This is a genomic window from Escherichia sp. KTE52, from assembly GCF_000408325.1.
Taxonomy (GTDB): Bacteria; Pseudomonadota; Gammaproteobacteria; order Enterobacterales; family Enterobacteriaceae; genus Escherichia; species Escherichia marmotae.
Genome location: NZ_KE138680.1, coordinates 1190928 through 1203580, shown reverse-complemented (window position 1 = coordinate 1203580; position 12653 = coordinate 1190928). Strand labels below are relative to the sequence as shown.

The following is a 12653-nucleotide window of genomic DNA, read 5'->3' as shown; positions in this document are numbered from 1 at the left end:
GTAAAAAGGGCGGAGATCATCTCCGCCCTTTTCTTATAGCTTCTTGCCGGATGCGGCGTAACCGCCTTATCCGGCCTACAAAATCATGAAAATTCAATATATTGCATGAGTATTGTAGGCCTGATAAGCGTAGCGCATCAGGCACGCTCGCATTGCTAATGCCATTAAATATCGATATTCGCCGCTTTCAGAGCGTTCTCTTCGATAAACGCACGACGCGGTTCAACAGCATCACCCATCAGAGTTGTGAACAACTGGTCGGCAGCAATCGCATCTTTAACGGTAACGCGCAGCATACGACGGCTTTCCGGATCCATAGTGGTTTCCCACAACTGCTCCGGGTTCATTTCGCCCAGACCTTTATAACGCTGGATGGAGAGGCCACGACGGGACTCTTTCACCAGCCAGTCCAGCGCCTGCTCGAAGCTGGCTACCGGCTGACGACGCTCACCACGTTCGATAAACGCATCTTCTTCCAGCAGGCCACGCAGTTTCTCGCCCAGCGTGCAGATACGACGATATTCACCACCGGTGATGAACTCGTGATCCAGCGGATAGTCAGTATCCACACCGTGAGTACGCACGCGAACAATCGGCTCGAACAGGTTTTTCTCGGCATTGGTGTGGACATCAAACTTCCACTGGCTGCCATGCTGCTCTTTATCGTTCAGTTCTGTCACCAGCGCATTCACCCAACGGGTAACAACCTGCTCGTCAGAGAGATCCGCTTCCGTCAGCGTCGGCTGATAGATAAGCTCTTTCAGCATCGCCTTCGGATAACGACGTTCCATACGAACGATCATTTTCTGCGCCGCATTGTACTCAGACACCAGCTTTTCTAACGCTTCGCCAGCTAAAGCTGGTGCACTGGCGTTGGTATGCAAAGAAGCACCATCCAGCGCGATGGAGATTTGGTACTGATCCATCGCCTCATCGTCTTTAATGTACTGTTCCTGCTTGCCTTTCTTCACTTTGTACAGCGGCGGCTGGGCAATGTAGACGTGACCGCGTTCAATGATTTCCGGCATCTGACGATAGAAGAAGGTCAACAGCAACGTACGAATGTGCGAGCCGTCGACGTCCGCATCGGTCATGATGATAATGCTGTGATAACGCAATTTGTCCGGGTTGTACTCGTCACGACCGATACCGCAGCCAAGCGCGGTGATGAGCGTTGCCACTTCCTGGGAAGCCAGCATCTTATCGAAACGGGCTTTCTCGACGTTGAGGATTTTACCCTTCAACGGCAGAATCGCCTGGTTTTTGCGGTTACGCCCCTGCTTCGCAGAGCCGCCCGCGGAGTCCCCTTCCACAAGGTACAGTTCAGAAAGCGCCGGATCGCGTTCCTGGCAGTCCGCCAGTTTGCCCGGCAGGCCGGCTAAGTCCAGTGCACCTTTACGACGCGTCATTTCACGCGCACGACGTGCCGCTTCACGGGCGCGGGCAGCATCGATAATTTTACCAACCACGATTTTCGCATCGGTTGGGTTTTCCAGCAGGTATTCTGCCAGCAGTTCGTTCATCTGCTGTTCTACCGCCGATTTCACCTCAGAAGAAACCAGTTTGTCTTTAGTCTGGGAGGAGAATTTCGGATCTGGTACTTTCACGGACACAACCGCAATCAGGCCTTCACGCGCATCGTCGCCGGTGGCGCTGACTTTGGCTTTTTTGCTGTAACCTTCTTTGTCCATGTAGGCGTTCAGAGTACGGGTCATCGCCGCACGGAAGCCCGCCAGGTGAGTACCGCCATCACGCTGCGGAATGTTGTTGGTAAAGCAGTAGATGTTTTCCTGGAAGCCATCGTTCCACTGCAATGCCACTTCAACGCCGATACCGTCTTTTTCGGTGGAGAAGTAGAAGATGTTCGGGTGGATCGGCGTTTTGTTCTTGTTCAGATACTCAACGAACGCCTTGATACCGCCTTCATAGTGGAAGTGGTCTTCTTTGCCGTCACGTTTGTCTTTCAGGCGAATGGAAACGCCGGAGTTAAGGAAGGACAACTCTCGCAGGCGTTTCGCCAGAATTTCATATTCAAACTCGGTTACATTGGTGAAGGTTTCGAGGCTCGGCCAGAAACGTACCATAGTGCCGGTTTTATCGGTATCGCCGGTAACCGCCAGCGGTGCCTGCGGTACACCGTGCACGTAGATCTGACGGTGAATTTTACCTTCACGCTGGATAACCAGCTCCAGTTTTTGCGACAGGGCGTTTACTACCGAAACACCAACGCCGTGCAGACCGCCGGACACTTTATAGGAGTTATCGTCAAATTTACCGCCTGCGTGCAGCACGGTCATGATCACTTCTGCCGCCGATACACCCTCTTCCGGGTGAATACCGGTCGGAATGCCACGCCCGTCATCCTGTACAGAGACGGAATTATCAGCATGAATAGTGACGATAATTTCTTTACAGTGACCCGCGAGCGCTTCGTCGATAGCGTTATCTACCACCTCGAATACCATGTGGTGCAGACCGGTGCCGTCATCCGTGTCGCCGATATACATACCAGGGCGCTTACGCACCGCATCCAGCCCTTTCAGGACTTTGATACTGGAGGAGTCATAAGAATTCGACATCAACGTTTCTCGCTCATTTATACTTGGGTTAATCCGTTATTTTACCCTTTTCCACGGTAAACATCTTCGAATTTTCGTCCGACATGTCTATAACGTGTTCAGCACTGATCGCGCTGACAAAGACCTGTGATTGCGTCGCTTTTAAGCGGCTGGCAAGCAGCCCGCGACGCTCATCATCAAGCTCAGAGGCAAAATCATCTATCAGGTAGAGACACCGCCGCCCGCTTTCACGGGTGAGGAACTCTCCTTGCGCCAGACGTAAGGCGCACATCAGCAGCTTAAGCTGCCCACGCGATAAGGTATCTTCCACCGGCGCACCGTCGGCGCGAATGCGTAAGTCCGCTTTATGCGGGCCGTGCGCGGTGTAGGTTAGCTGGCGATCGCGTTCAAAATTACGTTCCAGCACCTCAGCGTACTCTGTCTCTTTCTCCCAGCCGCGCTGGAAAGAGAAAGTCAGAGAAAACTCAGGGAGAAATTGCTTACAGGTATCGGCCATATCGGCGGCGATACCGGCGCTGTACTGGGCGCGCCAGGCGCTGATTTGCTCCGCCAGCGGGATCAGTTCTTTATCCCACGGGCGGAGCTGTTCGTAACGTGACACCTGCCTCAGCGCCGCATTACGCTGCTTGAGCAATCGCTTGAGATTGCTCCAGGCGGTGAAAAATCCGGGTTCGTTGTGAAAGCATCCCCAGTCGAGGAATGCTCTTCTGTATTTGGGGCCACCGTTGAGTAAAGTAAACCCCTCAGGCGTTATCAACTGCATCGGCATCAGGTGCGCCAGTTCCGCAACTTTATGCCCGTCAGTACCGTCAATACGGACTTTACTGTCGCCCTGTTTGTCTTTGGTTAAGCCAATCGCCGTCTCGCGCTCTGCGCCCTGTAAACGCCCGTGAAGAACAAACGCCTCCTGCTCGTGGCGAATGACGCGACCAATCTGCAAACTGCGAAACGCCCGGCCGTGGCCGAGCGTATAGATAGCTTCCAGCACGCTGGTTTTGCCACTGCCGTTGGCACCCACCAGAAAGTTAAAGCCGGGAGATAAAGCGAGATCCGCGGTTTCGATATTGCGGAAATCGCGGATCAACAAGCGGGTGAGGGACATTACAGTCTCATTGGCATGACAACATAAGCCGCACTCTGGCTGGCCGCATCTTCAATCTGCACGCTGGAAACTGAATCGGTCAGCATCATGCGCACGTTTTCACATTTCAGCGCGTTCAGAACATCCAGCACATAGCTGACGTTAAAGCCGATTTCCATCTCCGCGCCGCTGTAGGTGACGTCGAGGATCTCTTCCGCTTCTTCCTGTTCCGGGTTGTTGGCGGTGATCTTCAGTTGATTTTCACTGACATACAGACGCACGCCACGGAATTTCTCGTTAGAGAGAATTGCCGCACGAGCAAACGCCTGCTTGAGCAGATCGCAGCCTGCTTCCAGATGTTTGTCCGGGTTCTTCGGCAGAACGCGACGGTAATCCGGGAATCGACCATCCACTAGTTTGGAGGTAAAAATAAAGTCACCTACGTGGGCGCGAATGTTGTTGCTGCCAATCTGCACGCGCAGCGGATTGTCGCCGCCGTCGAGCATACGCATCAGTTCAATCACGCCTTTACGCGGCACGATCACCGAATGGCTCGGCAAAGACTGACCAATTGGCATTGAACAGACCGCCAGGCGGTGGCCGTCAGTCGCCACGGTGCGCAGTTCTTCACCTTCGGTTTCGAACAGCATACCATTTAAGTAATAGCGAACGTCCTGATGCGCCATCGAAAACTGGGTCGCTTCAATCAGACGTTTCATCGTTGCCTGCGGCAGGGTAAATTCAACTTCGCTCTGCCAGTCATCAAGATTCGGGAAATCCGCCGCTGGCAGAGTAGAAAGCGAAAAACGGCTGCGCCCGGAGCGCACCAGCATCCGCTCACCTTCCAGTTGCACAGCAATTTCCGCGCCTTCAGGCAGACCACGGCAGATATCAAAGAATTTGCGCGCCGGAACGGTCGTCGCCCCTGGTTCGTGCGGCTGAATCAGCGCAACACGAGCCACCATTTCCATCTCGAGATCAGTACCGGTCAGCGACAACGTACCGTCAGCAACCTGTAACAGCAGATTACCGAGAATCGGTAGCGTAGGACGACCACCTAACGGACCGCTCACCTGTTGTAGCGGTTTTAATAAATGCTCACGTTCTACGGTAAATTTCATAGGTTTACGATGACAATGTTCTGATTAAATTTGAAAAATCTTCTTTGATATCATGGCTCTCTTCACGCAACTGCTCGATCTTACGGCAGGCATGAAGCACCGTTGTATGGTCACGACCGCCAAACGCATCACCGATCTCCGGCAGACTGTGGTTAGTCAGCTCTTTAGCCAACGCCATCGCCATCTGGCGCGGACGTGCCACCGAGCGAGATCGACGCTTGGAAAGGAGATCTGCGACTTTGATCTTGTAGTACTCCGCCACCGTCTTCTGAATATTGTCGATGGTGACCAGTTTTTCCTGCAATGCCAGCAAATCGCGCAACGCTTCGCGCACGAAGTCAATGGTGATCGCCCGTCCGGTAAAGTTGGCGTTAGCAATAACACGGTTCAGCGCCCCTTCCAGCTCACGCACATTAGAGCGTAGACGCTTGGCGATAAAGAATGCCACTTCACCCGGCAGACGAATGTCATTTTCGTCTGCCTTTTTCATAAGGATCGCCACACGGGTTTCCAGCTCTGGCGGTTCGATCGCCACAGTCAACCCCCAGCCGAAGCGGGATTTCAAACGATCCTCAACGCCGTTGATCTCTTTCGGATAACGATCCGAAGTAAGAATGATCTGTTGATTACCTTCCAGCAAGGCGTTAAAGGTGTGGAAAAACTCTTCCTGGGATCGTTCTTTATTAGCAAAAAACTGAATATCGTCGATCAGCAGCGCGTCAACAGAACGGTAGTAGCGTTTAAACTCTTCGATCGCGTTGTTTTGCAGGGCTTTTACCATGTCCTGAACAAAGCGTTCGGAGTGCATATAAACCACTTTGGCATTCGGCTTGCGCGCCATAATGCCATTGCCCACCGCATGTAGCAGGTGAGTTTTACCCAGCCCCGTGCCGCCATAAAGGAACAGCGGGTTATAGGCACCGCCAGGGTTGTCTGCCACCTGACGAGCCGCCGCGCGCGCCAGTTGGTTAGATTTACCTTCGACGAAGTTATCAAATGTATGTTTAACGTTAACGTTGGAACGATAGGTCGGTTCTGCCGGAGCCGGAACGTTATCCCAACCTGAGCGCGTAGAAGGCGCAGCACGTTGCGGTTGCACCTGAGCAGCCTGAGCCGGTGCAACTGTATTGCTGGCAGGGACTTTCAGCGTTTGTGTCACGGGCTTTGTGCCCACTTCAAAACGCAACTGTGGGGCATCCGCTCCGCAGAAACTGGTTAGCAGTCCATTGATATTATTGAGGTACTTGTCCCGTACCCAATCGAGGACAAAACGGTTTGGCGCGTACAAGGCCAGCGTGTTATCGCTCAGTTCCGCCTGCAATGGGCGTATCCACATACTGAATTCTGTGGCTGGTAACTCATCCTGCAATCGGGCAAGACATTGCTGCCAAAGCGAAAGTGACACGGCGGACTCCACTCGAACAAAAGTCGATTATGACTAAGGCTGAAACATTCATGATTGTTGACGCACGTCGAAAAGACCCTGCATAAGGGTGACGCACGAACCGCTGTCTGCGGTTATATGCCCGATCAAGATCCTGCAAAACGATCGGGACCGCGGATCATAGCCTAAACTGCGCAAGAGATCTTCTGTTTCTCACAGATTTTCCCGATTTATCCACAGGATGATCCAGAACCCGCTAAGTGTAAACGATCCAGACACCAGGCGGGCACGATTTAAGCCGCATATTGGAAAATTTAATGACCATAGACAAAATTAGGCTTAATCGATCTAATAAAGATCCTGGACGATCCTTGCGCTTTATCCGGTAGCCCGTATAATCCTCCACCCGGCGCGTAATGCTGGTTTTCACCGGTATATAGTTGTACTTTTTCCCTGTGAAAAGGTGCGGAAAAGCGCGGTAAATAAGGAAAGAGAATTGACTCCGGAGTGTACAATTATTACAATCCGGCCTCTTTAATCACCCATGGCTTCGGTGTCCATCGTTCGGTTTTCGGGCGGATATCCAATAAAGCCATTGAATTTATTCAAGTTTAGGTAGAAATCGCCATGAAACGCACTTTTCAACCGTCTGTACTGAAGCGCAACCGTTCTCACGGCTTCCGTGCTCGTATGGCTACTAAAAATGGTCGTCAGGTACTGGCACGTCGTCGTGCTAAAGGCCGTGCTCGTCTGACCGTTTCTAAGTAATAAAGCTAACCCCTGAGTGGTTAAGCTCGCATTTCCCAGGGAGTTACGCTTGTTAACTCCCAGTCAATTCACATTCGTCTTCCAGCAGCCACAACGGGCTGGCACGCCGCAAATCACCATCCTCGGCCGCCTGAATTCGCTGGGGCATCCCCGTATCGGTCTTACAGTCGCCAAGAAAAACGTTCGACGAGCGCATGAACGCAATCGGATTAAACGTCTGACGCGTGAAAGCTTCCGTCTACGCCAACATGAACTCCCGGCTATGGATTTCGTGGTGGTGGCGAAAAAAGGGGTTGCCGACCTCGATAACCGTGCTCTCTCGGAAGCGTTGGAAAAATTATGGCGCCGCCACTGTCGCCTGGCTCGCGGGTCCTGATAGCCCTCATTCGGGTCTACCAACGCCTGATTAGTCCGCTACTCGGGCCGCATTGTCGTTTCACTCCAACTTGTTCAAGCTACGGAATTGAGGCATTGCGCAGGTTTGGAGTGATAAAAGGCAGTTGGTTGACGGTGAAACGCGTATTAAAATGCCACCCTTTACACCCTGGTGGTGACGATCCCGTCCCGCCCGGACCATTTGATACCAGAGAACACTAACGATGGATTCGCAACGCAATCTTTTAGTCATCGCTTTGCTGTTCGTGTCTTTCATGATCTGGCAAGCCTGGGAGCAGGATAAAAACCCGCAACCTCAGGCTCAACAGACCACGCAGACAACGACCACCGCAGCGGGTAGCGCCGCCGACCAGGGCGTACCGGCCAGTGGCCAGGGGAAACTGATTTCGGTAAAAACCGACGTGCTTGATCTGACCATCAACACCCGTGGTGGTGATGTTGAGCAGGCTCTGCTGCCGGCTTACCCGAAAGAGCTGAACTCTACCCAGCCGTTCCAGTTGCTGGAAACCTCACCGCAGTTTATTTATCAGGCACAGAGCGGTCTGACCGGTCGTGATGGCCCGGATAATCCGGCTAACGGCCCGCGTCCACTGTATAACGTCGAAAAAGACGCTTATGTGCTGGCCGAAGGTCAAAACGAACTGCAGGTGCCGATGACGTATACCGACGCAGCAGGCAACACGTTTACTAAAACGTTTGTCCTGAAACGTGGTGATTACGCTGTCAACGTCAACTACAACGTGCAGAACGCTGGCGAAAAACCGCTGGAGATCTCCACCTTTGGTCAGTTGAAGCAATCCATCACTCTGCCACCGCATCTCGACACCGGAAGCAGCAACTTCGCACTGCACACTTTCCGTGGCGCGGCGTACTCCACGCCTGACGAAAAATACGAGAAATACAAGTTCGATACTATTGCCGACAACGAAAACCTGAACATCTCTTCGAAAGGTGGTTGGGTCGCGATGCTGCAACAGTATTTCGCGACGGCATGGATCCCGCATAACGACGGCACCAACAACTTCTATACCGCTAATCTGGGTAACGGCATCGCCGCTATCGGCTATAAGTCTCAGCCGGTACTGGTTCAGCCTGGTCAGACTGGCGCGATGAACAGCACCCTGTGGGTTGGCCCGGAAATCCAGGACAAAATGGCGGCAGTTGCTCCGCATCTGGATCTGACCGTTGATTACGGTTGGTTGTGGTTCATCTCTCAGCCGCTGTTCAAATTGCTGAAATGGATCCATAGCTTTGTGGGTAACTGGGGCTTCTCCATTATCATCATCACCTTTATCGTTCGTGGCATCATGTACCCGCTGACCAAAGCGCAGTACACCTCCATGGCGAAGATGCGTATGCTGCAGCCTAAGATTCAGGCCATGCGTGAGCGTCTGGGCGATGACAAACAGCGTATCAGCCAGGAAATGATGGCGCTGTACAAAGCTGAGAAGGTTAACCCGCTGGGCGGCTGCTTCCCGCTGCTGATCCAGATGCCAATCTTCCTGGCGTTGTACTACATGCTGATGGGTTCCGTTGAACTGCGTCAGGCACCGTTTGCACTGTGGATCCATGACCTGTCTGCACAGGACCCATACTACATCCTGCCGATCCTGATGGGCGTAACGATGTTCTTCATTCAGAAGATGTCACCGACCACCGTGACCGACCCGATGCAGCAGAAGATCATGACCTTTATGCCAGTCATCTTCACCGTGTTCTTCCTGTGGTTCCCGTCAGGTCTGGTGCTGTACTATATCGTCAGCAACCTGGTAACCATTATCCAGCAGCAGTTGATTTACCGTGGTCTGGAAAAACGTGGCCTGCATAGCCGCGAGAAGAAAAAATCCTGATTCGGTGAGTTTTCGCTAAAATAAGGGCGGTCAGTTGACCGCCTTTTTTCTTTTCGTAGGGCGGATAAGCACAGCGCATCCGCCAAACAAAGCAACAGGAACATCATGAGCGATAATGACACTATCGTAGCCCAGGCCACGCCTCCAGGACGTGGCGGTGTGGGTATCCTGCGCATCTCCGGCCTCAAAGCGCGCGAGGTTGCCGAAACCGTGCTGGGTAAGTTACCCAAACCGCGCTACGCCGATTATCTTCCGTTTAAAGACGCCGACGGCAGCGTGCTGGATCAGGGCATCGCGCTATGGTTCCCCGGCCCGAACTCGTTCACCGGCGAAGATGTGCTGGAGCTGCAAGGTCATGGCGGTCCGGTGATCCTCGACCTGCTGTTAAAACGTATCCTGACCATTCCAGGCCTGCGGATTGCCCGCCCAGGTGAGTTTTCAGAGCGCGCATTTCTCAACGATAAACTTGATTTAGCCCAGGCCGAAGCGATTGCGGATCTTATCGACGCCAGCTCCGAACAGGCGGCTCGCTCGGCGCTTAACTCACTGCAAGGCGCATTCTCTGCACGAGTTAATCATCTGGTAGAAGCCCTCACCCACTTGCGCATTTACGTCGAAGCGGCGATTGATTTCCCCGATGAAGAGATCGATTTCCTCTCCGACGGCAAAATTGAAGCCCAGCTTAATGACGTGATTGCCGATCTCGACGCGGTACGCGCCGAAGCACGTCAGGGCAGCCTGCTGCGTGAAGGCATGAAAGTGGTGATTGCCGGGCGTCCTAACGCCGGTAAATCGAGCCTGCTAAACGCGCTGGCGGGCCGTGAAGCCGCTATCGTTACCGATATCGCCGGAACCACGCGTGACGTACTGCGTGAGCATATCCACATTGATGGGATGCCGCTGCATATCATCGATACCGCCGGGTTACGCGAAGCCAGCGACGAAGTCGAACGCATTGGTATCGAGCGCGCATGGCAGGAAATTGAACAGGCCGACCGCGTGCTGTTTATGGTCGATGGCACCACGACAGACGCCGTAGATCCGGCAGAAATCTGGCCGGAATTTATTGCCCGTCTGCCTGCCAAACTGCCGATCACCGTGGTGCGCAATAAAGCCGATATTACTGGCGAAGCGCTGGGGATGAGTGAAGTTAACGGCCATGCATTGATTCGCCTCTCAGCACGCACTGGCGAAGGTGTGGACGTTCTGCGTAACCATCTCAAACAGAGCATGGGCTTTGATACCAATATGGAAGGTGGTTTCCTGGCGCGTCGCCGTCACTTACAGGCGCTGGAGCAAGCGGCGGAGCATCTGCAGCAGGGTAAAGCGCAACTGCTGGGCGCATGGGCGGGTGAATTACTGGCGGAAGAACTGCGTCTGGCGCAGCAGAACTTAAGCGAGATCACAGGAGAGTTTACTTCTGACGATCTGCTGGGACGGATTTTCTCCAGCTTCTGTATTGGTAAGTAACCCGCAATTACGAAGCCGCATTCTGATTGTCAGATGCGGTTTCGCTTTCTTGTTGGCACTCTTATTATTAATCAACCCTTTTTATAAAAATTAAACTTCTCACATAATTTATTCTCTTAAAAAGAGCATTTAATATTGCTTCACGACCGTTTGTGATTCGATTCACATTTAAACAATTTCAGAATAGACAAAAATCTTGAGTATTATACTGTAGCGTCGTGTCTTTCGAGGATAAGTGCATTATGAATACCTTACATATATGTGTGACCTCAAAGTGGTTTAATATTGACAACAAGATTGTCGATCACCGCCCTTAATTTTCCCTTCTGTCGCCATCACCAGAGTCAAACCGATTAGATTCAATGTGATCTATGAGTTTGCTATATCTTTATTTTCCTTTTTATCTACGTTATTTCCGTCTTAATTGCTTTATTAAGCTAATAATTGTAGATGTATATATTTTGGAAATTAATAGATATTGCAAATGTAATATTCACAGGGATCATTGCAATTAAAATAAATGAAGGATTATGTAATGGAAAACTTTAAACATCTCCCTGAACCGTTCCGCATTCGTGTTATTGAACCCGTAAAACGTACTACCCGCGCTTATCGTGAAGAAGCGATTATTAAATCCGGTATGAACCCATTTCTGCTGGATAGCGAAGATGTGTTTATCGATTTACTGACCGACAGCGGCACCGGGGCGGTGACGCAGAGTATGCAGGCAGCGATGATGCGCGGCGACGAAGCCTATAGCGGCAGTCGTAGCTACTATGCATTAGCTGAGTCAGTAAAAAATATCTTTGGTTATCAATACACCATTCCAACGCACCAGGGCCGAGGTGCAGAGCAAATCTATATTCCGGTACTGATTAAAAAGCGTGAACAGGAAAAAGGCCTGGATCGCAGCAAAATGGTGGCGTTCTCTAACTATTTCTTCGACACCACTCAGGGCCATAGCCAGATTAACGGCTGTACCGTACGCAACGTCTATATCAAAGAAGCCTTCGATACTGGCGTGCGTTATGACTTTAAAGGTAACTTTGACCTTGAAGGATTAGAACGCGGTATTGAAGAAGTTGGCCCGAATAATGTGCCATATATCGTCGCGACCATCACCAGTAACTCCGCAGGCGGCCAGCCGGTTTCACTGGCGAACATGAAAGCGATGTACAGCATTGCGAAGAAATATGACATTCCAGTGGTAATGGACTCCGCACGCTTTGCCGAAAACGCCTATTTCATCAAACAGCGCGAAGCGGAATATAAAGACTGGACTATCGAGCAGATCACCCGTGAAACCTACAAATATGCCGATATGCTGGCGATGTCCGCCAAGAAAGATGCGATGGTGCCAATGGGTGGCCTGCTGTGCGTGAAAGATGACAGCTTCTTCGATGTCTACACCGAGTGCAGAACTCTTTGCGTGGTGCAGGAAGGCTTCCCGACATATGGCGGTCTGGAAGGCGGCGCAATGGAACGTCTGGCGGTAGGTCTGTATGACGGCATGAATCTGGACTGGCTGGCCTATCGTATTGCGCAGGTGCAGTATCTGGTCGATGGCCTGGAAGAGATTGGCGTAGTGTGTCAGCAGGCGGGCGGTCACGCGGCATTCGTGGATGCCGGTAAACTGTTGCCGCATATCCCTGCAGACCAGTTTCCGGCACAGGCGCTGGCCTGCGAGCTGTATAAAGTCGCGGGGATTCGTGCGGTAGAAATTGGGTCTTTCCTGTTAGGTCGCGATCCGAAAACCGGTAAACAATTACCATGTCCGGCTGAGCTGCTGCGTTTAACCATTCCACGCGCAACTTATACGCAAACACATATGGACTTCATTATTGAAGCCTTCAAACATGTGAAAGAGAACGCGGCAAATATTAAAGGGTTAACCTTTACATACGAACCCAAAGTATTACGTCACTTCACTGCAAAACTGAAAGAAGTTTAATTAATATACTCAGAGTGGCTATAAGGATGTTAGCCACTCTTATTCTCTACATC

11 protein-coding genes are annotated in these 12653 nt (G+C 51.8%); 7 read left to right on the top strand and 4 right to left on the bottom strand.

Annotated features, from left to right (window positions below; all coding sequences use genetic code 11):
- Window positions 1-164 precede the first annotated feature (164 nt).
- Genes gyrB through dnaA form a run of 4 tightly spaced genes read right to left on the bottom strand, consistent with a single transcriptional unit; the run spans window position 165 to window position 6186 of the window.
- A complete protein-coding gene (gyrB, locus tag A1SC_RS05955) occupies window positions 165-2579 on the bottom strand; it encodes a DNA topoisomerase (ATP-hydrolyzing) subunit B (protein ID WP_000072079.1) in 2415 nt (804 codons plus the stop codon).
- 28 nt (window positions 2580-2607) lie between these two features.
- A complete protein-coding gene (gene recF, locus A1SC_RS05960; RefSeq protein WP_000060099.1) occupies window positions 2608-3681 on the bottom strand; it encodes a DNA replication/repair protein RecF in 1074 nt (357 codons plus the stop codon).
- Window positions 3681-4781: a DNA polymerase III subunit beta gene (gene dnaN, locus A1SC_RS05965; RefSeq protein WP_000673456.1), complete on the bottom strand. Its 1101-nt coding sequence runs from the start codon at window positions 4779-4781 to the stop codon at window positions 3681-3683. The genes recF and dnaN overlap by 1 nt, the downstream gene beginning before the upstream one ends.
- Before the next feature lie 4 nt (window positions 4782-4785).
- Window positions 4786-6186, bottom strand: a complete 1401-nt coding sequence (gene dnaA, locus A1SC_RS05970) for a chromosomal replication initiator protein DnaA (protein ID WP_000059100.1) — start codon at window positions 6184-6186, stop codon at window positions 4786-4788.
- 606 nt (window positions 6187-6792) lie between these two features.
- Here dnaA and rpmH point away from each other — a divergent pair.
- The 7 genes from rpmH (at window position 6793) to tnaA (ending at window position 12600) form a co-directional block, all read left to right on the top strand.
- Window positions 6793-6933: a 50S ribosomal protein L34 gene (gene rpmH / locus A1SC_RS05975; protein WP_000831330.1), complete on the top strand. Its 141-nt coding sequence runs from the start codon at window positions 6793-6795 to the stop codon at window positions 6931-6933.
- Window positions 6934-6949: 16 nt separating this feature from the next.
- Window positions 6950-7309, top strand: a complete 360-nt coding sequence (gene rnpA, locus A1SC_RS05980) for a ribonuclease P protein component (RefSeq protein ID WP_000239730.1) — start codon at window positions 6950-6952, stop codon at window positions 7307-7309.
- On the top strand, window positions 7273-7530 hold the full coding sequence (yidD, locus tag A1SC_RS0122280) for a membrane protein insertion efficiency factor YidD (protein WP_001307474.1): 258 nt from the start codon (window positions 7273-7275) through the stop codon (window positions 7528-7530). Before rnpA ends, yidD begins: the two co-directional genes overlap by 37 nt.
- 2 nt (window positions 7531-7532) lie before the next feature.
- Complete coding sequence (gene yidC / locus A1SC_RS05985; RefSeq protein ID WP_000378258.1) at window positions 7533-9179, top strand: membrane protein insertase YidC; 1647 nt, start codon at window positions 7533-7535, stop codon at window positions 9177-9179.
- 105 nt (window positions 9180-9284) lie between these two features.
- A complete protein-coding gene (mnmE, locus tag A1SC_RS05990; protein WP_016262705.1) occupies window positions 9285-10649 on the top strand; it encodes a tRNA uridine-5-carboxymethylaminomethyl(34) synthesis GTPase MnmE in 1365 nt (454 codons plus the stop codon).
- A gap of 242 nt (window positions 10650-10891) precedes the next feature.
- Window positions 10892-10966, top strand: coding sequence for a tryptophanase leader peptide (gene tnaC, locus A1SC_RS0122275; RefSeq protein WP_010377944.1), 75 nt, complete (start codon window positions 10892-10894; stop codon window positions 10964-10966).
- A 218-nt stretch (window positions 10967-11184) separates the two neighbouring features.
- Window positions 11185-12600: a tryptophanase gene (gene tnaA / locus A1SC_RS05995; protein ID WP_001517426.1), complete on the top strand. Its 1416-nt coding sequence runs from the start codon at window positions 11185-11187 to the stop codon at window positions 12598-12600.
- Window positions 12601-12653: the final 53 nt, after the last annotated feature.

Bases quoted from the DNA above. Each gene is read 5' to 3' on its own strand.
- gyrB (WP_000072079.1), bottom strand. From the start codon at position 2,579: ATGTCGAATTCTTATGACTCCTCCAGTATCAAAGTCCTGAAAGGGCTG.
- recF (WP_000060099.1), bottom strand. From the start codon at position 3,681: ATGTCCCTCACCCGCTTGTTGATCCGCGATTTCCGCAATATCGAAACC.
- dnaN (WP_000673456.1), bottom strand. From the start codon at position 4,781: ATGAAATTTACCGTAGAACGTGAGCATTTATTAAAACCGCTACAACAG.
- rpmH (WP_000831330.1), top strand. From the start codon at position 6,793: ATGAAACGCACTTTTCAACCGTCTGTACTGAAGCGCAACCGTTCTCAC.
- yidD (WP_001307474.1), top strand. From the start codon at position 7,273: ATGGCGCCGCCACTGTCGCCTGGCTCGCGGGTCCTGATAGCCCTCATT.
- yidC (WP_000378258.1), top strand. From the start codon at position 7,533: ATGGATTCGCAACGCAATCTTTTAGTCATCGCTTTGCTGTTCGTGTCT.
- mnmE (WP_016262705.1), top strand. From the start codon at position 9,285: ATGAGCGATAATGACACTATCGTAGCCCAGGCCACGCCTCCAGGACGT.
- tnaA (WP_001517426.1), top strand. From the start codon at position 11,185: ATGGAAAACTTTAAACATCTCCCTGAACCGTTCCGCATTCGTGTTATT.